Source organism: Massilia sp. PAMC28688, assembly GCF_019443445.1.
Classification (GTDB): Bacteria; Pseudomonadota; Gammaproteobacteria; order Burkholderiales; family Burkholderiaceae_D; genus Telluria_A.
In genome coordinates, this window is the sequence record NZ_CP080378.1 from 2,087,440 (window position 1) to 2,108,288 (window position 20,849).

At 64.6% G+C, this 20,849-nt stretch carries 17 protein-coding genes; 9 read left to right on the top strand and 8 right to left on the bottom strand.

Annotated features, from left to right (window positions below):
* From hisF to tatC, 7 genes are all read left to right on the top strand, one after another.
* Positions 1 to 774, top strand: coding sequence for an imidazole glycerol phosphate synthase subunit HisF (hisF, locus tag KY495_RS09395; RefSeq protein ID WP_219883384.1), 774 nt, complete (start codon positions 1 to 3; stop codon positions 772 to 774).
* 32 nt (positions 775 to 806) lie between these two features.
* Positions 807 to 1,229, top strand: coding sequence for a phosphoribosyl-AMP cyclohydrolase (gene hisI / locus KY495_RS09400; RefSeq protein WP_219884183.1), 423 nt, complete (start codon positions 807 to 809; stop codon positions 1,227 to 1,229).
* A complete protein-coding gene (locus KY495_RS09405) occupies positions 1,226 to 1,564 on the top strand; it encodes a phosphoribosyl-ATP diphosphatase (RefSeq protein WP_219883385.1) in 339 nt (112 codons plus the stop codon). The genes hisI and KY495_RS09405 overlap by 4 nt, the downstream gene beginning before the upstream one ends.
* Before the next feature lie 25 nt (positions 1,565 to 1,589).
* Positions 1,590 to 1,961: a histidine triad nucleotide-binding protein gene (locus KY495_RS09410; RefSeq protein WP_219883386.1), complete on the top strand. Its 372-nt coding sequence runs from the start codon at positions 1,590 to 1,592 to the stop codon at positions 1,959 to 1,961.
* Positions 1,962 to 2,047: 86 nt separating this feature from the next.
* Complete coding sequence (gene tatA / locus KY495_RS09415) at positions 2,048 to 2,272, top strand: Sec-independent protein translocase subunit TatA (protein ID WP_219883387.1); 225 nt, start codon at positions 2,048 to 2,050, stop codon at positions 2,270 to 2,272.
* A 43-nt stretch (positions 2,273 to 2,315) separates the two neighbouring features.
* Entirely contained in the window at positions 2,316 to 2,804 is a 489-nt protein-coding gene (gene tatB / locus KY495_RS09420; RefSeq protein ID WP_219883388.1) for a Sec-independent protein translocase protein TatB, read from the top strand.
* Positions 2,801 to 3,565 (top strand): twin-arginine translocase subunit TatC, encoded by a 765-nt coding sequence (gene tatC, locus KY495_RS09425; protein ID WP_219883389.1) that lies wholly within the window; start codon positions 2,801 to 2,803, stop codon positions 3,563 to 3,565. Before tatB ends, tatC begins: the two co-directional genes overlap by 4 nt.
* Positions 3,566 to 3,624: 59 nt before the next feature.
* On the opposite strand, the gene KY495_RS09430 is transcribed toward tatC, so the two are convergent.
* The 8 genes from KY495_RS09430 to KY495_RS09465 all read right to left on the bottom strand — a co-directional run bounded on the left by KY495_RS09430 (position 3,625) and on the right by KY495_RS09465 (position 16,635).
* A complete protein-coding gene (locus KY495_RS09430; RefSeq protein ID WP_219883390.1) occupies positions 3,625 to 4,224 on the bottom strand; it encodes a hemerythrin domain-containing protein in 600 nt (199 codons plus the stop codon).
* Positions 4,225 to 4,341: 117 nt separating this feature from the next.
* Positions 4,342 to 6,066, bottom strand: coding sequence for a PHB depolymerase family esterase (locus tag KY495_RS09435; protein WP_219883391.1), 1,725 nt, complete (start codon positions 6,064 to 6,066; stop codon positions 4,342 to 4,344).
* 114 nt (positions 6,067 to 6,180) lie between these two features.
* Positions 6,181 to 6,942, bottom strand: coding sequence for an alpha/beta hydrolase (locus KY495_RS09440; RefSeq protein ID WP_219884184.1), 762 nt, complete (start codon positions 6,940 to 6,942; stop codon positions 6,181 to 6,183).
* Positions 6,942 to 8,837, bottom strand: a complete 1,896-nt coding sequence (locus KY495_RS09445) for a DUF885 domain-containing protein (protein WP_219883392.1) — start codon at positions 8,835 to 8,837, stop codon at positions 6,942 to 6,944. The genes KY495_RS09440 and KY495_RS09445 overlap by 1 nt, the downstream gene beginning before the upstream one ends.
* 173 nt (positions 8,838 to 9,010) lie before the next feature.
* Positions 9,011 to 9,967 (bottom strand): MBL fold metallo-hydrolase, encoded by a 957-nt coding sequence (locus KY495_RS09450; RefSeq protein ID WP_219883393.1) that lies wholly within the window; start codon positions 9,965 to 9,967, stop codon positions 9,011 to 9,013.
* Between the two features lie 94 nt (positions 9,968 to 10,061).
* Positions 10,062 to 10,556, bottom strand: a complete 495-nt coding sequence (locus KY495_RS09455; RefSeq protein ID WP_219883394.1) for a hypothetical protein — start codon at positions 10,554 to 10,556, stop codon at positions 10,062 to 10,064.
* Between the two features lie 23 nt (positions 10,557 to 10,579).
* The gene (locus KY495_RS09460; protein WP_219883395.1) at positions 10,580 to 14,710 is read right to left on the bottom strand and encodes a DEAD/DEAH box helicase; all 4,131 of its coding nucleotides are present in this window, start codon (positions 14,708 to 14,710) and stop codon (positions 10,580 to 10,582) included.
* Positions 14,707 to 16,635: a prolyl oligopeptidase family serine peptidase gene (locus KY495_RS09465; RefSeq protein ID WP_219883396.1), complete on the bottom strand. Its 1,929-nt coding sequence runs from the start codon at positions 16,633 to 16,635 to the stop codon at positions 14,707 to 14,709. The genes KY495_RS09460 and KY495_RS09465 overlap by 4 nt, the downstream gene beginning before the upstream one ends.
* Before the next feature lie 131 nt (positions 16,636 to 16,766).
* Between KY495_RS09465 and hemE the strand changes: the two genes are divergently transcribed.
* Both hemE and KY495_RS09475 read left to right on the top strand, forming a co-directional pair.
* Positions 16,767 to 17,846: a uroporphyrinogen decarboxylase gene (gene hemE, locus KY495_RS09470; protein WP_219883397.1), complete on the top strand. Its 1,080-nt coding sequence runs from the start codon at positions 16,767 to 16,769 to the stop codon at positions 17,844 to 17,846.
* A 680-nt stretch (positions 17,847 to 18,526) separates the two neighbouring features.
* Entirely contained in the window at positions 18,527 to 20,548 is a 2,022-nt protein-coding gene (locus tag KY495_RS09475; protein WP_219883398.1) for a primosomal protein N', read from the top strand.
* The last annotated feature ends 301 nt before the right edge of the window (positions 20,549 to 20,849 follow it).

The window sequence follows — 20,849 nt, forward strand, 5'->3', positions numbered from 1 at the left end:
ATGCTCGCAAAACGAATCATTCCCTGCCTCGACGTGACCGATGGCCGCGTGGTCAAGGGCGTCAATTTCACGGAGCTGCGCGACGCCGGCGACCCGGTGGAAATCGCACGCCGCTACGATGAGCAGGGCGCCGATGAAATCACCTTCCTCGACATCACCGCGTCCAGCGACGACCGCGACCTGATCCTGCACATCATCGAGGCCGTGGCCTCGACAGTGTTCATTCCGCTGACAGTGGGCGGAGGCGTGCGCAAGGTGGAAGACGTGCGCCGCCTGCTCAATGCCGGTGCCGACAAGGTCAGCATGAACACTTCCGCCGTCACCAATCCGCAGCTCGTGTTCGAGGCTTCGCAAAAGCACGGTTCGCAGTGCATTGTGGTGGCGATCGATGCCAAGCAGGTGGCGCCCGGCAAGTGGGAAGTATTCACCCATGGCGGGCGCAAGGCCACGGGGCTGGACGCCATCGAATGGGCGCAAAACATGGAACGCCTGGGTGCCGGCGAAATCCTGCTCACCAGCATGGACCGCGACGGTACCAAGTCCGGCTTCGATCTTGGCCTGACTGCCGGCGTGTCGAACGCGATCGGCATTCCCGTGATTGCCTCGGGCGGTGTGGGCGGGCTGCAGGACCTGGCCGACGGCATCAAGATCGGCCGCGCCGATGCGGTGCTGGCAGCTTCCATCTTCCACTACGGGCAGCACACGGTGCAGGAAGCCAAGCGCTTCATGGCCGCGCAGGGCATCCCGATGCGACTGGACCAGGAGCGCGCATGAGCAGCACCAACACCCCGGGCACGGTGGCCAGCGTGGCGGCCAACCTGAAGTGGCTCAAGAAAGTCAAATGGGACGAGCAGGGCCTGGTGCCCGTGATTGCCCAGGAAGCGTCCAGCGGCGACGTGCTGATGTTCGCCTGGATGAACCGCGACGCGCTGGCGCGCACGGTGGAGCTGGGCGAAGCGGTGTACTGGAGCCGCTCGCGCAAGAAGCTGTGGCACAAGGGCGAAGAATCGGGCCACACGCAAAAGGTGCTCGAAATGCGCCTCGACTGCGATGAAGACGTGGTGCTGCTCAAGATCGAGCAGAGCGGCGGTATCGCCTGCCACACGGGCCGCCATTCGTGCTTTTTCCAGAAGTTTGAGGGTGACGCCAAGACCGGTGACTGGCACAGCGCCGATCCGGTGCTGCAGGATCCGGAAACCATTTATACCAAACCAAAGAACAAATCATGAGCACAACCCTGGCCCGCGTGGCTGACGTGATCGAGTCGCGCAAGCTGGAACATGGCGGCGACCCCGCCACATCCTACGTCTCGCGCCTGTTTTCCAAGGGCGATGACGCGATCCTGAAAAAGATCGGCGAGGAAGCGACCGAACTGGTCATGGCGGCCAAGGATGCACGGGCGGCGGGCGACGCCGGCAAGGTGCTCTATGAGTGCGCCGACCTGTGGTTCCATTCAATGGTGCTGCTGGCCCAGTTTGGCCTCACGCCCCAGCAGGTGCTCGACGAACTGGCGCGGCGCGAAGGCGTGTCCGGCATTGCCGAAAAAGCCGCCCGCGCAGACTGAATCATTATCTACCGGAGAAAACGCTGTGGAAAACTGCCTGTTCTGCAAGATCGCGGCCAAACAGATCCCGTCCAGCATCGTCCATGAAGATGACGACTTGCTGGCCTTCAAGGATATCCACCCGGCGGCGCCCGTCCACCTGCTGATCATTCCCAAGCAGCACGTCGCCACCCTTTCGGACACCACCGAGGCCCACACTGCCGTACTGGGCAAGATGCTGGCACTGGCCCCGAAGCTGGCGGCCGAACATGGCTGCGCAGTGCACCATGGGGTCGATGGCAAGCCCGGCGGTGGCTTCAAGACCCTGATCAACAGTGGGCCGGACGGCGGGCAGGAGGTGTACCATCTGCACATGCACCTGATTGGCGGGCCCCACCCCTGGCGTGGGCAACATTGACACCGATGCACGTTACCGGCTGATTCGCGTAAAATAGCGGCGTAAGCTTGACGATACGGGGCAATTCGCCCTCCAAGGAGATTGAAATGGGTAGCACAAGCTGGATTCACTGGGTTATTTTGCTGGTTGTCGTGGTGCTGATCTTCGGCACCAAGAAACTGGGCAATATGGGTGGCGATATTGGCAAGGCCGTCAAGGGCTTCAAGGATGGCGTCAAGGGCCATGATGACGAGGCCAAGCCGGTGCCGCCGCAGCAGGTGGCCGACAAGACCGTGATTGACGTGGAATCGAAAGAAAAGAGCAAGCTGTGACAGCGGCACGGGCGGCCAAGGCCTGCAGCTTGCCTGAGGCCCCATGATCGATCTGGGATTGACGAAAATCGCCATTCTTGGCGTGGTGGCGCTGGTCGTGATCGGCCCTGAAAAGCTGCCAAAGGTCGCGCGCATGGCCGGCACGCTGTATGGCCGCGCCCAGCGCTATCTGCACGAAGTCAAGTCCGAGGTCAGCCGCGAAATTGAACTCGACGAGCTGCGCAACCTCAAGAAGGAATTCCAGGAGTCGGCCCACTCCATGCAGGCCGATGTCCAGTCGGCCCTGCAGGAAAGCCTCGATGACGTGGAAGCGGCCTGGCGCGACCTGCCCTCGTCCACCGCGCCCACGGCCACCATGAGTGACCTGGAACGCAAGGCGCGTGACTTCCGGCGCAAGAAGCTGGTCCGCAATTCAGCCGTTCCCGGCTGGTACAAGCAGCGCAACCACGGCAAGTCGCACATCCTCTCCGGTGCGGCGCGCGTGCGCAAGTACCGCCCGCGCATGGCCAAATCACCTTCCTTCTTTTCATGACAGAGCAAGCACCGGCCGAAGAGACCTTCATCTCTCACTTAGTTGAACTGCGCGACCGCCTGGTGAAGGCGCTCATTGGCGTGGCGCTGGTGTGCGCGGGCCTGTTCCTGTGGCCCGGGCCTGCCGACATCTACGACTTCATTGCCAGGCCGATGATTGAATCTCTGCCGCCCGGCTCCAAGATGATTGCCACGGGCGTCATTTCACCATTTCTGGTGCCCATGAAGGTCACCCTGGTGCTGGCCATCATCCTGGCGCTGCCCTGGGTGTTTTACCAGATGTGGGCATTCATCGCGCCGGGCCTGTATGCGCACGAAAAGCGGCTGGTGCTGCCGCTGGTCCTGTCATCGTCGGCATTGTTCATGGCCGGCGTGGCGTTTTGCTATTTCCTCGTGTTTGGCCGGGTATTCAAGTTCATTGGCGAATTCGCACCCACCTCCATTGCCGTGACGCCGGATATTGAAAACTATCTCGATTTCGTCATGTCCATGTGCCTGGCTTTTGGCGCCACCTTTGAAGTGCCGGTGGTGGTCGTGATCCTGGTGCGCATGGGCATAGTCAGCGTGGCCAAGCTCAAGGAAATCCGGCCCTACGCCATCGTGGGCGCGTTTGCCATTGCCGCCATCGTGACGCCGCCGGACGCGGTCAGCATGCTGGCCTTGGCCATTCCAATGTGCCTGTTGTTTGAAGTGGGCATCCTGCTCGCGCCGCTGTTCGTGCGCGCCACCCAGGCGCCGGAAGAGCCGGAACTGAAGACTTGACGCGCAAGCGATCGCAGCGGCGCCATGCCGCTGCGATCGCTTGGCTCAAGGATTGCCGCTTAGTGGTGCGTGGTGCCCATGTCAGGCATTTTCCTGGACACGAAACGCGCAGCCATCAGGGCGCCGGCCAGGCCCACCACGATGGCCGTGGTGCTGCCGGAAAATCCGACTGCCGTATTCTTTGCAATCTGCCCAGCCTTGGGTTTGAGCAACTCCAGGCGGCGCTTGGTCATGGCCGCGCCCAGTTCGTTGAGGCGTTCCTTGCCCAGCATGCGTTCCGCTTCCGGCAGCAGCACGGTTTCCTCATCGGCAACGTGATGCATGACGTCGCGCATCAGGTCGTGCAACAGGGTGTCGTGCTTGCTGTCATGGGCGGGCGTGGCGCGCAGCTCGCTGATCATGCGGCGCATTTCATCATGCTCCGGCTCGCTCTTCATGATGACCGACTCCGTTGGGTTGAGGCGGCGCAGGACGGGATAAAAGATCTCTTCTTCCAAGGTGGCATGGATTTCCAGCGCATCGCAGATCGTGTCGGCCAGCGCTTTCTTGACCGTATCCTTGGTCGTGCTGGTGTACTGGTGGAACGTGACCAGCACATGCGAGTGATCAAAACGGATCATGTCCGTAATGGATGGGCTTAACTGGTTCAAAGAAAACATGGTATTCCTCCCCCGTTGATGTATACATCCATGATAGGAGTCTTACGCTTCGCCTTGAGTAGGACAAGTGCGCATGTCCCTGTCGGCGCCCTACACGCGTTTTGCTGCTCCAATGCATCACGGCGCCGGACAATGCCCGATGAGGTAATACGCGGGACTGGTCTGGGCCAGTGTCCGGATATAGAAAGTATTGTTCAGGCCCATGTTCTGGCCCGAACCCCGGGCATAGGCATAGCCGCCGCTGGCATAAGCCCGTCCAGCCTGGACATGTGCATAATTGCTGGCGCTGGTGGCCGTACAGATGAATCCGCTTGTCGTGCTGGCGCTCACGGCCGCCGAGAGGCCGCCTTCCCCGGCCGCTCCCACGGCCGAGACCTGGAACCGGTAAGCCGTGCTGTCGGCCAGGCCCCCCGCCGTATGGCTGGTGGTGCTGACCGGCGCCGCCGTTATCCGGCTACCGTCGCGGTACACATGATAGCCGCCGGCACCCTGCACCGCCGTCCAGGCCAGGGAGATGGAAGTGGCGCCGCGCGCCGTCACTGTCAGGCCGGCCGGCGGCGGCAGGGCCGGGGCGGTTCCCACCAGAAATTGCGGCAGCTGGCAGGCCGCCGACACCTGCCCGGTGGCCGCATTGGTGGCGCTGACGCTGCCCGTGTAATAGCCATGGGCCAGGGCGTAACCCTTGCTGAAACTGGCACCGCTGCCGGCAGCGCCATCATCGACCGGCGTTGCCCCGGAAAGCTGCACGCGGTAACTGCTCACCGGCCCTGCCTGATCCATCGCCGCGCCGCTCACGGTCGCCGTCGTGCCCGACACGGTCGCGCTGCAGGCCGTCATGACGGGAGCGGCCACCGTGCTGACGCGCGCATTGTGGCGAAACCAGAAATCCATCACAAAGGCGGGATAGTTGACCTTGCTGGCGTCGACGAAATGGGTGGCCTGGCCCCCGGCCCCGGCCGGCCAGGCGTGGCCCTGGCCCGTGACCGACATCTCGGCCGTGCGCACCTTGCCGCCGGCATCGGTGTGAAAAATATTGCTGCCGCCAGGGGTGACCGCCACCGGCGCGCCCTTGGTGAACGTGCCGCCATAGACCAGGCGCATGGCCGCCGCATCCATGGGGCCGTACGCCTGGGCGACCGTGTAGTCGCTGGTGCCCCATACCACGCTGCTTATCTGGGTGGCAAAGAACGGGGCGTTCGCTCCCGCCAGGTTGCGGCACTGGTTCGCCGCCGTCGCCGCGCTGTAGCCCGATGGCACGAAGCCAATTTGCCCGGTGGTGGTGCCCGGTGGGGGGCCAGCATTGATGCCGAGACCGGCAAAAATATCCGGCGCCAGGCAGCCCAGGGCCATGGCCTGGCCGCCGCCGGAAGACAATCCCGTCACGTACACCTGTTTCGGATCGATCCCGTACTGGGGATGGCTGACAAAACGGTGCACCAGGTCGAGCAGCACGCCGTCGTGGCCGCTGGTGCGCTTGTGGCTGGTGCTGGCATAGTCCCAGCAGTGGCTGCCATAGACATTGCCGGTGGCATTGGGCGCCAGGATCACGGCGCCATACTGGTCGGCCGCGCGCTTCCAGTTGAAGCCGCCATCAGTGGCCGAGTCGATCACGTCACTCGCGGCCGTCTGGGCGCAGCCGTGCAGCACCAGCACCAGCGCCCGTTTGCCGCCCAGCGCGGGCGGCACCGATGGCCAGTAGACGAAACCGGTGAGGTTGCCGCCGTTGACCGTGTCCGCGGCCCAGGTCTGGTTGGCGCTCCAGCTGCCTGGCCCGGGCTGGACCTGGGCCAGGGCGGCCGCCGGCAGGAGACAGCACGCCGCAATGGTTGAGATTGACCGCATGACTTCCCTCCTCAGGTTGGCTACCGCAGAGAAAATGATTCTACGCAGTTTGCTACCGTGAACGGGAGGCCGTGGCGGTGCGTGCGCACACAAGCAGTGTGCGCAGTTGCACATTCAGCGCCTGCCCGACAGCGCCTGGGTGTAAAGGGGATCTTCCTGCAAGGTGTTGTGTCCGCGCGCCGCAATGACGACTTCGTGCGCGATACCCGGCGCAAAGCGCGTGCGCAGCAGGCTGGTGCTGGCGCGCGGAATGACTTCGTCGCGCTCGGCCGTGATGATGGTGGTGGGCACCTTGATCTGCGGCGCGTAGCGGAATGATTCATAGCGGTCGCGCAGCAGGAAGCGCACCGGGAAGTAGGGAAACCGGGCGGCGGCAATGCCGGCAATGCTGTCGTAGGGCGTGACCAGCACCAGGCGCTCGGCCGGGCGCACGCTGGCCAGGTGCACCGCCACACCGCTGCCCAGGCTGCGGCCAACCACGGTGACATGGGGATGGCTGGCGTGCACCTTGTCGAACAGGGCCAGCGCATCGGCAAACAGGGCATCCTGGCTCGGCTTGCCGCTGCTGCCGCCATAGCCGCGGTAATGCAGGGCATATAAGGCGTGCGCCGGGAAGGCCGCGGCCAGGTCCGGCACGCTGCCCGACACGTCCTCGCCATTGCCGCCAAAGTAGATGACGGCCTCCGGCCCCGTGGCGGGGCGGGTGCTGACCAGCAGCTCGGCATCGGCCACGGCCAGCTTCATGACGGTGGCATCGGTGCCAAGGCGGCGCGGCTGCGGGTAGTAGAGCAGCGAGCGCTGGAGCAGGAACAGCACCAGGCAGGCCAGCGCATACGCCGCGCCCAGCAGCAGCACGATGCGCAGCGCCGACTGCATCACTGCATCAATTCCCGGATGGTCTTGACAGGTGCGCTGCCATAGCTCAGGAACTGCTCGTGGAAGTCCTTGAGCACGAAGCGCGGGCCCAGGGCCTGCTTGCGCTCTTCGCGCAGTTCCATGATTTCGCTGTAGCCGCTGAAGTAGCTGGTCAGCTGCACCGACGACACCTTCACCCGGTGCCACTTCTCGCTGGCCTGGCTGCGGGTCTGGAAGGCCTGGCGCATCAGCAGGTCCATGGCTTGCGCTTCCGTCATGCCCAGCACGTGGACATTGTAGTCAAGGATGGTGTTGGTCACCACGCGCAGGTTCCACTTGGAGTACATGAGCCACATTTCGGGCGTATTGCCGCCGTAGCCCGATTCGAGCATCATGCGCTCGCCGTACACGGCCCAGCCTTCGATCATGGCGCCGTTGCCAAACAGTGCCTTGATCAGCGATGGCGACTTGTTGGCATAGACCAGCTGCGCGTAGTGGCCGGGAATGGCTTCGTGAATATTCAGGATCTGCAGGATCCAGTGGTTGTATTCGCGCAGCGTGCTCTCGGCCTGCTCGGGCGTGAGGCCATCGAGCGGGGTGACGTTGTAGAAGGTACGGTCCTTGGGACGGTACGGTCCCGGCGCATCGATGCTGGCACCGGCCAGGCCGCGCTGGTACATGGGCGTCTCGCGTACCACGAGCGGCTTTTGCGGGTCCAGCGTGAGCAGGTTGTTCTGCACCACCCAGTCCGACAGCACCGGAATCTGGCGCCGGATCTCGGGGAAGAAGTCCTTGGCCGCCACGTGGTTGGCCGACAGCGTGTCGATCACCATGCCGATCTTCCGGAAGCGGTCGGCCGGCTTCGGTGTGCCTGCCATATACTTCGGCCACAACTCGTCGGACAGCTGGTCCATGCGCGCCAGCAGCTCGTCGCGCGCGGTGAGCGCCTTGCGGTACATCTGTTCGGCGCTCACGCTGGCCTGGATGTCGTGGGCGAATTTTTGTTCATACAGCGCTTTGCCGATGCGGAACGAGCGTGCGCTGTTGCTGGCCTGCTGCTTCTGGTCGAGTTCCCGCAAGAAGTCGGTGTAGGCGAGAACGGCGCTGCCGGCCGCGGCGATACGCTGGGCGAACTGGTTCTTTTCGGCCGGCGTGAGGATCGATTCCTGGGCTGCCTTGCCCAGGTCCGCCAGCACCACCAGGGTGCCCGGTGCCTGCTCCAGCGCCAGCTGGGTATGCTCGCGGGTCGGATTGACCAGCCCGGCCTGGGCCGCCGCGTAAAAGGCCGGCACCTGGGCCAGGCGCCGCAGCAGGGTGCGCAGGCGCTGCGGCTTGGCCGCGTAGCTGGAGCCGAGAATCAGGTCGAGTGGCCCGGCGACATTGTGCAGCGCCGGATTCCATTCAAATTCGCGGAAGGTGGTCAGGTACCACTTGTCGGCATTGAGCTTGTTGACGATCAGGGCGTGATCGGTGCGCTGTTTGGGCGACAGGCGCGCCGGATCGAGCTTGCCGAATCGTTCCAGCCAGTCGTCGATGAACGCGAGCTGCTGGGCGCGCCGTTCCGGGCTGGGGATGGTAAGGCTGGCGGCGCTGTCGTATTTACCGGCGTAGATGGCGCCTTCCGGGTCCATGCGCCACAGCGCGCCCAGGAACTGCATGCTGACGGTATTGAAGCGGCGGTCGCCCGGCGCGTCGTTCGATGCCCGGCTTGCCGGTGCCTCGGCACGCGCTTCCTGGCGCACGGCGCCAGCCTTGCGCTGTCTGGCCACCGGGGCCTTGGCTTTGCCTTGCTTGCCCTTGGCCTTGGCGGAGGTGCCGGTTTTTCCCTTGGCGGGCTTCTTGGACTTGGCAGCGTCAACTGGCGCCAGCGCGAAAGTCGTCAGCAGGACGGCCAGGGCGATTTTGGATTTGATCATGGGATGGATAGCCTCGAAAAAAATGGGGCGACTCGCCCCTGCGGCCATGTGACAGCCGCAGCGTGAACAGCGCGCCAGAGTAGCACTAATCGGGCGTCATGCGGCCTTTTCGCGTGCAAAAGGGCGCGCTTCACACTGCGCTGCCGCCCCCGGACGGGGCTTGCCGGCGCCGCTTAATCCCTGGCGCGCGTGTAGTTGACCGGTGCGTAGCGGTAGGACTTGCCGTCGCTGTAAAGATAGCCGATGCCGGGAAACGACAGGTGCGTCGCCCCGATGAGCATGCCCGCTTTGGCCGCGCGCTGGAAGGCCGTGGCGCGCGCCGCGGCGGCTGTCTTCGGATCGCTGTCGAACTTGATGGTCACGCCAGGCTCGTTGAACTGGATGGCGCCCACGTGAATCAGGTCGCCCACCAGCAGCAGCTGCTTGCCGGCGCTTTCGACCAGGTAGGTGGTGTGGCCGGGCGTGTGGCCATAGGCCGAGGTGGCGCGGATACCGGGCACGATCTCGGTGTCGCCATCGAAGGGCTTGAACTGGCCATTGTCGACATACGGCTTGGTGGCCATCATGGCACCCTTGAAGAAGTTATTCATTTCGGGCGGCGCCTTGTCCATATTGGCCTGGCTGAGCCAGAAGTCCGATTCGCGCTTGTCGGCGCGGATGGTGGCATTCGGGAAGGCTGCCTTGGCGCCATCGAGCAGGCCGCCCACATGGTCGCCGTGGAAGTGGGTGATCAGTACCTCGTCGACCTGGCCTGCTTCGTAGCCGGCCGCTTTCAGGCTGGCCAGGAGACGGCCCACCGTGGGGCCGAACAGGGCGCCGGCGCCCGTATCGACCAGTACCAGCTTGCTGCCGGTGTTGATCAGGTAAGCGTTGACGGAGGTTTCCAGCGGCACGGCCAGGTGCGCCTTGTCGAGCAGCTTGACGGTTTGCTGCGGCTTCAGCGACAGCAGCTGGTCCACCGGCAGGTCCACCGTGCCGTCGCTCAGCGTGGTGACCTCAAAGGCGCCGAGCATCATGCGCTGGAAGCCCGGGGCCTGGGTCTTGGCCATCGGCGCGGCGGCGTGGGCCGCGGTGGCGGCCAGCGCCAGCATCGCTGCCAGTGCGGTTTGCTTCAACTTGGATGTGATCATGGATCTTCCTTTCACGCCGTTCAAGGCAGGGTTGTCGATTCGTTCATTGTAGTGATATTCGCAATGGACGTCACGGGCAGGCCCGGCCGACCTGTCATTCCAGCGCGCCGTCGCGGATCATGTCGTGGTGCCGCGTATTGAGCAGTGCCATGGCGTTCTTGCCGTTGCTGATCCGGGTCAGCCGGATTTCACTGCCCTTGGTGAAGCGGTGGCCAATGCGCACATTGTAGGAACGCGTGAGCCAGCTCCAGAAGCCCTGCTCGAACGTCGCCTCGTCCATGTCGCGCCACTTCACGCCAAAGACGCCGCGCTGCCAGGGCAGCACGCCGGAACTGACCCACACCCCAACATCGTCGTAGTACAGCAGCACCGCGCGCAGGGCCAGGAACTTGTAGGCCACCAGCAGCGCGCCCAGCACCATCACCACGGCCGCGGTGATATGGCCGGCGTCGCCATGCTCAAAGGCGAGCGGCAGGGCCACGCAAAAGACCAGCACCGCCAGCGCCAGCACCTTGAGGTACGCGGTCCATGACTTCACACCCACCACGTGGGCATGCGCGCCAGTGCCCGATGTCATCTGTTCGTCCATCTGTTTCGCCTTTGCTATGGGTTCTACGCGCCTTCGCGCAGCATGCGCAGCATGTCGTCCGGCGACAGGCGGGCCGACACGTCGCTGCCTTCGAGCAGGCTGTCGGCCAGGTCGCGCTTGTGCTTGTGCAGCTCCACGATGCCTTCCTCGATGGTATGCCGTGCCACCAGGCGGTAGATTGTAACCGGCCTTTGCTGGCCCATGCGATGGGCGCGGTCGCTGGCCTGGTCTTCCACCGCCGGGTTCCACCACGGGTCCATGTGGATCACATAATCGGCGGCGGTGAGGTTGATGCCCACGCCGCCGGCCTTGAGGCTGATGAGGAACACATCGCCTTCACCGCCCTGGAACGCTTCCACCCGCTTCTGGCGCTCCTGCATACTGGTGGCGCCGTCCAGGTACTGGTAGCTCACGCCGCGCGTTTCGAGGTGGCGCCGGATCAGCGTCAGGTGGTCCACGAACTGGCTGAACACCAGCACCTTGTGGCGGTTGGCCAGCAGGTCGTCCACCAGGCGCGAAAATGCCAGCAGCTTGCTGCTCTGGAGGGCCAGCTCGGGTGCCACCAGGTTGGGGTTGCAGCAGGCACGGCGCAAACGCATCATTTCGGCCAGGATCTGGATCGACTTCTGGCCTTCCGGCGCTTCGGTGGTGGTGAGTTTTTCAATGGCGTCGCGGCGCAGTGATTCGTAGAGCGCCGTTTCGTCCTCGGTCAGTTCAACCGGCAGCACGATCTCGGTGCGCGGTGGCAGTTCGGCCAGCACCTGGGCCTTGGTGCGGCGCAGGATGAAAGGCTGGATCAGGCGCCGCAGCCGGCTGCGCGCTTCTGCCTCCAGCGCCTTGTCCTGCGAACGCTCGATGGGACCTGCGAAGCGCACGTTGAACTGGTCCGCCGAACCGAGCAGGCCGGGATTGATAAACCTGAACAGGTTCCACAATTCGCCCAGGTGGTTTTCCAGCGGCGTGCCGGTGGCCACCATGCGGAAGTCTCCCTGCAGCGCCATCACGGCCTGCGAGCGCTTGGTGGCGTTGTTCTTGATGGCCTGGGCTTCGTCGAGCACGATATTGGTCCAGCGTACCTTGGCAAAGAGCGGCGCTTCGAGCTGCAGCAGGCCGTAACTGGCCACCACCAGGTCGAACGGACCGGCATCGGCCAGCATGGCGAGCCGGTCGCCGCTGCCGAACAGCTTGAGGTTCAGGGTCGGGGCAAAGCGGCTCGCCTCGGCCATCCAGTTGGTGCACACCGAGGTGGGCGCGATCACCAGGGTGGGACCCTGCGGCGCGCGCGAGACGATCAGGGCCAGCGCCTGCAGTGTCTTGCCAAGGCCCATGTCGTCGGCCAGGCAGGCACCCACGCCCAGGTGCGCCAGGCGCGCCAGCCATTCGAAGCCTTCCACCTGGTAGTCGCGCAGGTCGGCCTGCAGGGTGGTGGGCAGCACCGGCGTAAACGCCGCGCTCGATGCGATGCGCTTGAGGTGTTCGCGCCAGGCCTTGTCGGTGTCGACCGCGTCCACACTGCGCGCCAGTTCTTCCAGCGCAAAGCTGGCCAGCGCATGCACGCGCACGGCCCCGCCATGCTCGGTGCCAAAGCTGGACAGGTCCATGAGGCGCCGGTGCAGTTCCGACGACAGGGCCATGAACTGGTTGTCGCCCAGCGCCACGAAGCGGCTGCGGTTGGATTTGAGCGAATCGAGCAGGGTGCGCAGGTCGAGCACGCGGTTCTCGTCCACCTGGATCTCGCCACTGGCCGCGAACCAGTCCTTGTCGCGCTTGATGGACAGGCGCATGGACTTGGAGTCGGCCTGCTGGGTCACCCGGAATGGTTCGCCCTCGGGCCAGGCGATGATGACGCGCGCCGGGTCCATGGCCTGCAGTTCGGTCAGCAGCTCCAGGCAGATCACGGGCTGGCCGATCAGCCATTCGCCGTGATCGAGTTCGGCTTCCTCCAGTGCCTGGCAGGCGGCCACCAGCTGGCGCTCGGCTTCGCGCTCGGCATTGAGGTCGCGCCGCGCTTCGGTGCGCACGCCGTTGACGTCGGCAATCACGCTCTCGGCACCGGAGCCGGGCGTGTAATAGGCACCGGACCCCGGCAGCGGCCGCACCTGGATCTGCATGCGCAGTCCCTGCTGGTAGGGCAGCAGGTGCACGTGCATGCGGCTGTCGGCCGGCACCTGCGCGATGTCGGCGGCGCCGCCGCCAATGTCCGACTGCACGGTGACGATGGACGAAATGGCGCTGATCGCCTTGAGCACCTGCTTTTCGGCCGCCAGCGGCACCACCAGCCCCTTTTCACCGATGATGGAGCCGATGCGGCGGTGTTCGTCCGTCACGCGCACCACGCGCAGCCGGGTTGGCGTTTCGCGCGTGATCAGCACATCGTCGTCGGCCCCGGTGACGGGCGGGCGCATGGTGATGGTCACGTTGACCGGGTCGGCCTTGACCAGCAGCTCCGGCTCCCCCGGCAGCACTTCGACCCGCGTGCCGGGAGACTCCATCCAGAACAGCAGGGGGTGGCCAATGAGGGCCACGATGGCTGCTTCATCATCGAGTTCGTAGCGGTAGCCACCGCTGTAGTAGCGCAGCTCCTGGATCAGGCGCGTGACGACAAGGTCTTGCGCGGTCAGGAAATCCATCTTGTCGCCGTCCTCGTACAGGCGCTTCAACGCCACCGGGCGGCCGCGGCTCCAGCCACCCTGCGCATCGCGCTTTTGCTCGCGCGGCTCCAGGCTCTGGATGCCCCAGTGGGCGTCGTATTTGACCAGCCACACCAGGCGCGCTTCCTTGACCACTTCTGCATTGACCGGCGGCTGCAGGTTGATGAGGGCATTGAGCTGGCGCTCCCACGCTTCCTCGCGCGCGAACCAGAGCGCCATGTCCGAGACATGGTGGACCTGGCGCAGCTCGGTGGCGCGCCGCTCGTGGCTGACGCCGCCCAGATGACCCAGCACCGATGCCAGCTGGGCGCTGATCAGGTCAAAGCCCGCCTGCTCGGAAATTGCCAGCATGTCTTCCAGCGCCGCGCGCTTGTCCTGCAGCTGCGGCTGCGAGAGCCAGAAGTGCATCAGCGCACGCAGCATGAAGGGCTGCATCGCGGTTTCCCAACTGCGGGTGGGGAACACTTCCGGATCGACCGTGCCGGCGCGGACCTGGCGCAGCATGCTCAGTTGCTGGTAGGCGGCGGTGTCGTGGTTCTGCACCGCGCGCGTGGCGATATCGAGGTAGGCGTCGGCATTCTTGAGCTGCCTGGGGTCGCCGCTGCGCAGCATGCCGAGCACGTACAGGTAGCCGCCGATGCCGGAAAAGTAAGCCTTGCGCTTGCCCGACTCGCGCCGTAACGCCTTGAGGGCCGCCTCGAAGCCGGTCAGCGCGGCAGCCACGTCGTCGCGCAGCATCAGGATCGCGCTGCTGAAGTACAGCGCCTGTGATTCGTCCAGGCCCTTGATTGCCTGCACTGCGTCGGCCAGGCGTGCGCACAGAATGAAGTGCTCCGTCATGGCCACCCGCAGCGCCATGGAAGACGAGGCGTTGGCCAGGTGGCGCTCGGCGAAGGGCCGCACCAGTGGCGCCAGCAGTGGCTCGCGCTGCGAATGGTCGATCAGGACCGTGAGCACCTGGTCGCGCATCGACGGGTGGATGCGGGCCAGCATCTCGGGCTCGAACGGGCGGGCACAGATATCGATGATCGGATGCAGGTAGCTGGCCTCGTGGCAGCTCATGCAGGACGCCAGCAGCGCCATCACTTCCGATGGCGGCGCGCCGCCCACCAGCGCCATGCGCAGCAGCGCCACACCCTGGCGGTAGCTGCGCAGAATGGCATTGCCCTCCCAGTTGCGGCGCAGCGGCGTCAAGTCGACATAGGCCGACCACAGGGGAGCGAAGTGGCCGGCGTCGAGCGCCGCCTTCATGGCTGGCCAGGCCAGATCGGCGCTGGCCACCCAGCCGCGGGTGGTCACCTGCGAGGCCATGCCGGCCGCCTGCATCTTGGCCAGGTCGTGCGCCATCTGGTCGTCGTCGGCGTCGCTTACCTGCGCCTGCTTGAGGTGTTCGGCAATGCGTACGCGGCCCATTGGCTCGCCTGCCATCGCCATGAGGGCCAGAATCAGCTTCTGGTTGCCGCTCAGTGCATCGAATGCCGCCTGCAGTGCTGGTGTGGTCATGCAGGCAGGTTCTCGATCGTCACCGGTGGCGCATCGCCGGCAGGCGCCATGCCGAAGATGCGCAGGTAAAAGTACAGCTCAGCTTCCAGCGTGCGCACGATGCTGTCGGACTTGCGAAAACCGTGTCCCTCGCCCTCAAGCGGCATGTAGGCCACCGGCACGCCGTTGTTCTTCAATGCCTCCACCATTATTTCCGACTGCTGCGGGGGCACCACCTTGTCATCGAGGCCCTGGAAAAAAATCATGGGCCGTTTGAGCCGGCCGGTGTGGTGGATGGGCGAGCGTTCCCGGTACAGGGCCGCCGCCTGCGGCTTGGGCGCGATCAGGTATTCGTTGTAGTGCGACTCGAACTTGTGCGAGTCGTCGTCCAGCCCCTGCAGGTCGGACACGCCGTAGTAGCTGGCACCGGCCTTGAACACGTCATGGAAGGCAAGCGCGCACAGTACCGTGAGGCCGCCGGCGCTGCCGCCGCGGATGACCATCTTGTCTGGGTCCACCAAGCCGCGTTCGGCCACGTAGCGCGCACCGGCCACGCAATCGTCTACATCGATCACGCCCCACTGGCCGCGCAGGGCGTCGCGGTAGGCGCGGCCAAAGCCGCTGCTGCCGCCATAGTTCACGTCCAGCACCGCGAAGCCACGGCTGGTCCAGAACTGGGTGGCCAGCTTGAGGGTGCTGCTGGCCATGCCGGTGGGGCCGCCGTGGCCGATGACCATCAGGGGTGGCTGGCTGCCGTCTGCCGAGACATCGGCATTGGTGGGCGGGTAGAAAAAGGCATGCGCGGTGCGCCCGCCGCTGGTGGGAAAGCTCACCGTATCGGGCACCGACAGGTAGCCCTGCGCCGGGAGCTGTTCAATCGAGCGCGCCAGCACTTCGCGCCCGCCGGTAGCCAGGTCAATGCACGCCACCTCGAGCGCGATGGTGGGCGCGCCGCCCAGCAGCACGGCGCAGCTGCCCTGCACGCGCAGTTCGCGGATCTCCTGGTAGGGATTGGCGATATCGTGCAGTTCACCGCCCGCCAGGCGCGCCAGGCGGCTGGTGCCATTGTCAATATAGGTGCATATAATCTCGCCGCCGGCGGCAAAGCCATACATGGAATTGGCGAAAGACCAGTGCGGCGTGGCGAATTCGGCCTCGCGCGGACACAGGGCGTGGATGCTACCGGCGCGCTGCGCATACAGATTCCACCATCCGCTGCGGTCGGAGACAAAATGCAGTTCGCCCGCAGGCGACCACTCGGGCTGGCAGATGGCTTCATCAGGGCCGCCCGCCACCAGGCGCGGCGTGCCGAGGGTGCCATCGCCCTGCAGGTCGGCCACCCACAGCTGCGTGCCCTGCCACGGCATGCGCGGATGGTCCCAGCTCATGAACGCGAGTGCGCTGCCGTCGGGCGAAACGCGCGGGGCGCTGTAGAAATCGTGGCCGGAAGCGAGCACCGTTACCGTGCCGTCAAGGCCCACACTGCAGATGGTATTGACAGGCTGCGCGCTGCCGTTGGTGTGGTCTTCGCGCACCGCGATCAGGCGGCCCTGGCCCAGGTCCAGGGCGAAGTCGGCGTAGCGGTACGGTCCTGCTGGCGTGACCGGCTCCGGTTCCCCGTCCCATTTGACCACGTACACGCGGTTGTCGGCAAAGTGCGAAAAATACAGGGCGCCATGGGCTGCCAGGAATGCACCGCCGCCGTATTCATGCACCCGGGAGCGGGCATTGAACGGTGCCGGCGTCATGGCCTTGACCTTGCCGCCGCGCCGGCGCATCACGGTGGTGCGTCCGGCTTCTGCGGGCAGGCCGGCCAGCCAGTACACATCGGTGCCGTCCAGGAGCGGCATCGACAGCGGTATGGAACCGGCGGCGACGGCGGCGGCGCTGATCGGGGAAGGCCACGTACCGCATGGCGCGGCGTTCTTGCTGGGGGAGGCTGGCATCGGATGGCTGCTTTTCATTAGGTTGGTCAAGCATCATAGAGAAATGGAACGCCCGGTGCAACGCGACGAGCGCGGCCGTGTGGCCGGGGATGCGATAATAGCGCCTTCATTTTAGCTTTCGATTGTCTGCCATGCCACAATTCGCCCCCCTCCAGAACGACACCTTCCTGCGAGCGCTGCTGCGCCAGCCGACCGAGTACACGCCTGTGTGGCTGATGCGGCAAGCGGGCCGCTACCTGCCCGAATACCGCGCCACGCGCGAACGGGCCGGCTCGTTCCTGGGCCTGGCGAAAAACCCCGACTACGCCACCGAAGTGACGCTGCAGCCGCTGGACCGCTTTCCGCTGGACGCCTCGATCCTGTTCTCGGACATCCTGACGGTGCCGGACGCCATGGGACTGGGCCTGTATTTTGCTGATGGCGAAGGCCCCAAGTTCGAGCGCCCGCTGCGCACCGAAGCCGACGTCATGGCGCTGCGCTCACCGGACATGGCGTCGCTCGACTACGTATTCAAGGCCGTGACCCAGATTCGTACCGAAATCAATGGCCGGGTGCCGCTGATCGGCTTTTCCGGCAGCCCGTGGACGCTGGCGTGCTACATGGTGGAAGGCCAGGGCTCCAAGGAATTCCACACCATCAAAAAAATGCTGTACAGCCGCCCTGACCTGATGCACCGCATCCTGTCGGTCAATGCGGCCGCGGTGGCCGAGTACCTCAATGCCCAGATCGACGCCGGCGCACAGGCCGTGATGATTTTTGACTCCTGGGGCGGGGCGCTGGCCGACGGCGCCTTCCAGAGCTTCTCGCTGCAGTACATGCAGCAGGTGGTGGGGCAGCTCAAGCGCGAAAAGGATGGCGTGCGCATTCCCGTGGTGGCTTTTACCAAGGGCGGCGGCCTGTGGCTGGACCAGATCGCCGACATCGGCGCCGATGCCGTGGGCCTGGACTGGACCGTGGACCTGGGCCGCGCGCGCGCGCTGGTCGGCCACAAGGTGGCGCTGCAGGGCAATCTCGACCCTGCCATCCTGTTCGCCAGCCCGGAGCAGATTCGCGCCGAGGTCGAGCGCACGCTGATCGCCTACGGCAGGCCCACGCCCGGCTCCGGCCACGTGTTCAACCTGGGCCATGGCATTTCGCAGTTCACGCCGCCCGAGTCGGTAACCGCCATGGTGGAAGCGGTGCATGACTTCAGCCGGCGCCAGCGCGCATGATGTAGTTGCGCTACCTGAAGCGTTGGACGGACGGCGGTCGAGCTGCTGAATGGGTTACCACCGCACGCTGCGCCGCAGCACACGCATCGCAGTTATTCACAATTTTTCGTCCAGATAAAAAACGCGGCAGTGTGAGCGCGACAACCGGCTCCGTCCCGGCAAGTACTTGATTAATCAGTGTTAATTGATGAGTTATTTGGGTGGACAGCGGGCCATCCCCGCTGTTTTCCTGGCGTACGGCTGCAAGTTCCCCGGTCTTGTCCACAAAGTTATCAACAGGCTGTGGGGATAAAACCATAAAGTGCTTCGTATACGGGCACTTAGCGCACAAGCGCAGGTTTTACTTTAAGTTTGTGCTGCGGTGCATGATTTTTTGCCATGATTTGCATTTGCCCGTCGGCCTCGGACCACGCCATCGCGATGGCAACAGATAAACGCGGCAATGGTGCGGGGCCAGCTGGTTATACACAATTGAAGAGAAACCACCCTGGAATACCGGCCTCGGGCAAGGGTGGTTCAAGTACTTGATTTTAAACGGTATTATTTTTGTGATTTCTGGTATTTCTGACGGCGTATTGAGCAATCGCAAAATTAATGGCGGGCATATTTGTCGTTGTCCACAAAGTTGTCCACAGCCGGTCCATCATTGTTTTCCATCCACTTGAAGCCGGCGCATGCCCATGGCAACTTGCATACTCACCGTTGCGCTCGACACTCCGCTCAACAGCAGCTTTGATTATCGCTGGCGTGGCGACGATGGCCCCCGGCCGTGCGTGGGGCAGCTGGTGCTGGTGCCGTTTGCGCATCGGGAAGTAGTCGGGCTCATTACCGGGGTTGGCGACACGACCGAAGTCGCCCCCGAAAAGCTCAAGGATGCCCTGGCGGTACGCAGCCAGCTTGCTCCCCTGTCGACCCAGTGGCTGGCGCTGGCCGCTTTTGCAGCGGACTACTACCAGCGTCCACTGGGAGAAGTTGCGCTGCCGGGATTGCCGAGGAACCTGCGCGTGGCGGGCACGGTCAACCTGGACCGCGCGCTCAAGAAGCTGGCCAAACACGGCCTGGTACACGACAGCGCGCCGGTCGACATGCCGGTGCTGAACGACGCCCAGCAGCAGGCGGCAGACGCCATCGGCGGCGCTGTGGGCTTTACGCCGCTGCTCCTGTATGGCGTCACCGGCAGCGGCAAGACCGAGGTGTACCTGCAGGCGTGCGCCCAGGTGCTGGCGCGTGAAAGCGAAGGCCAGATTCTGATCCTGGTCCCGGAAATCAATCTCACCCCTCAGCTGGAAGGGAACATCCGCGCCCGCTTTCCCGGCGTGATGCTGGCGACGCTGCACAGCAGCCTGTCGGAGGGCGAACGCATGCTGCACTGGCTCGCCGCCCACCAGGGCAAGGCCAGGATCATCCTGGGCACGCGGCTATCGATCCTGGCGTCGCTGCCGCAGCTCAAACTGATCGTCATCGACGAAGAGCACGACCCCTCGTACAAGCAGCAGGAAGGATTGCGCTACTCGGCGCGCGACCTGGCCGTGTGGCGCGCGCGCCAGCTCGGCATCCCCATCGTGCTCGGATCGGCCACTCCCTCGCTGGAGACCTGGCATCATGCCGGTTCTGGGCGCTACCGCAAGCTTGAACTACGGGAGCGGGCCGTGAAGGACGCGGTACTGCCGCGCGTGAAACTGCTCGACATGGAGCGCGACAAGCCGAAGGACGGGCTGACATCGCACCTGCTTGCGGCGCTGCGCCAGCGTCTGGAGCGCGGGGAGCAATCCTTGCTGTTCCTGAACCGACGCGGCTATGCCCCCGTGATCTGCTGCGAATCGTGCGGCTGGATCAGCAACTGCACGCGCTGCACCTCCTTCATGGTGCTGCACAAGCCGGAGCACCGGCTGCGCTGCCATCACTGCAGCCTGGAGCTGCGCATCCCGCGTCACTGTCCCACCTGCGGCAATGTCGACCTGCAGCCGCTTGGACGGGGCACGCAGCGGGTGGAAGAAGGCCTGCAGCAGATGTTCCCCGCGGCCCGCATCCTGCGCATCGACGCCGACTCGACGCGCCTCAAAGGCAGCGCCCAGGCCGCGTTCGACAGCGTTCACCGGGGTGAGGTCGACATCCTGATCGGCACCCAGATGGTGGCCAAGGGCCACGACTTCAAGAAGCTCACACTGGTGGGCATCCTCAATCCCGACACGGCGCTGTTTTCGCAGGATTACCGTGCCAGCGAACGGCTGTTTGCGCAGCTGATGCAGGTGGCAGGGCGGGCGGGGCGGGCGGCGCGGGGCGAAGGGGCGAGCGTGAGCGAAGTGCTGATCCAGACCCGCTACGCCGCGCACCCCCTGTATTCGGCGGTGGTGCGGCATGACTATGACCGTTTCGCCGGCAGCCTGCTGGAAGAGCGGCGGCAGGCGGCGCTGCCGCCCTATATGTACCAGGCATTGCTGCGTGCCGAAGCGCGCGAGCTGGCGCTGGCAATGGCGTTCCTGCAAGCGGCGCGTGACTGCCTGGTCCATGACGGCATCACCATCAACGACCCGATCCCGATGACCATGACGCGCGTGCACAACGTCGAGCGTGCGCAGTTGCTGGTGGAAAGCGCTTCGCGCCCGGCTCTGCAGGCCTTCCTCAAAGCCTGGCTGGCCCAGCTGCGCGACATGAAAGCGCGCGTCAAATGGAGCCTGGAAGTCGACCCCCTCGACATCTAGCCCGATTTTCTTTCCCAACACCAGGGTCAGACCACTTAAAACGGCTTTTTGCAACTTTACCCTCGTGCTATTGCGTGCCTGCAGTTGTGCGAGCTTGCCACGCACGTCTTCTGCCCGCGCGCAAACGCACGGCGGCAATCGACCGGTGTAAAGGGAACCAATGCCGCGCAACGGTTACCGATGCGATTTGAAATTCACCGAAACAATTGATTTGACTGCGTTTAAGTGGTCAGACCTCGACCGAAATGCGTCCGTCAGTAATCGAAAAGCAGCGATCCGGCAATCCCTCAGCTCGGGGTCA

Excerpts from the sequence above, each read along its gene's own strand:
- KY495_RS09405 (WP_219883385.1), top strand. The coding sequence starts at position 1,226 with ATGAGCACAACCCTGGCCCGCGTGGCTGACGTGATCGAGTCGCGCAAG.
- hemE (WP_219883397.1), top strand. The coding sequence starts at position 16,767 with ATGCCACAATTCGCCCCCCTCCAGAACGACACCTTCCTGCGAGCGCTG.
- KY495_RS09460 (WP_219883395.1), bottom strand. The coding sequence starts at position 14,710 with ATGACCACACCAGCACTGCAGGCGGCATTCGATGCACTGAGCGGCAAC.
- hisF (WP_219883384.1), top strand. The coding sequence starts at position 1 with ATGCTCGCAAAACGAATCATTCCCTGCCTCGACGTGACCGATGGCCGC.
- tatB (WP_219883388.1), top strand. The coding sequence starts at position 2,316 with ATGATCGATCTGGGATTGACGAAAATCGCCATTCTTGGCGTGGTGGCG.
- KY495_RS09435 (WP_219883391.1), bottom strand. The coding sequence starts at position 6,066 with ATGCGGTCAATCTCAACCATTGCGGCGTGCTGTCTCCTGCCGGCGGCC.
- KY495_RS09475 (WP_219883398.1), top strand. The coding sequence starts at position 18,527 with ATGGCAACTTGCATACTCACCGTTGCGCTCGACACTCCGCTCAACAGC.
- tatC (WP_219883389.1), top strand. The coding sequence starts at position 2,801 with ATGACAGAGCAAGCACCGGCCGAAGAGACCTTCATCTCTCACTTAGTT.
- KY495_RS09455 (WP_219883394.1), bottom strand. The coding sequence starts at position 10,556 with ATGGACGAACAGATGACATCGGGCACTGGCGCGCATGCCCACGTGGTG.
- KY495_RS09465 (WP_219883396.1), bottom strand. The coding sequence starts at position 16,635 with ATGCCAGCCTCCCCCAGCAAGAACGCCGCGCCATGCGGTACGTGGCCT.
- KY495_RS09430 (WP_219883390.1), bottom strand. The coding sequence starts at position 4,224 with ATGTTTTCTTTGAACCAGTTAAGCCCATCCATTACGGACATGATCCGT.
- tatA (WP_219883387.1), top strand. The coding sequence starts at position 2,048 with ATGGGTAGCACAAGCTGGATTCACTGGGTTATTTTGCTGGTTGTCGTG.
- KY495_RS09445 (WP_219883392.1), bottom strand. The coding sequence starts at position 8,837 with ATGATCAAATCCAAAATCGCCCTGGCCGTCCTGCTGACGACTTTCGCG.
- KY495_RS09440 (WP_219884184.1), bottom strand. The coding sequence starts at position 6,942 with ATGCAGTCGGCGCTGCGCATCGTGCTGCTGCTGGGCGCGGCGTATGCG.
- KY495_RS09450 (WP_219883393.1), bottom strand. The coding sequence starts at position 9,967 with ATGATCACATCCAAGTTGAAGCAAACCGCACTGGCAGCGATGCTGGCG.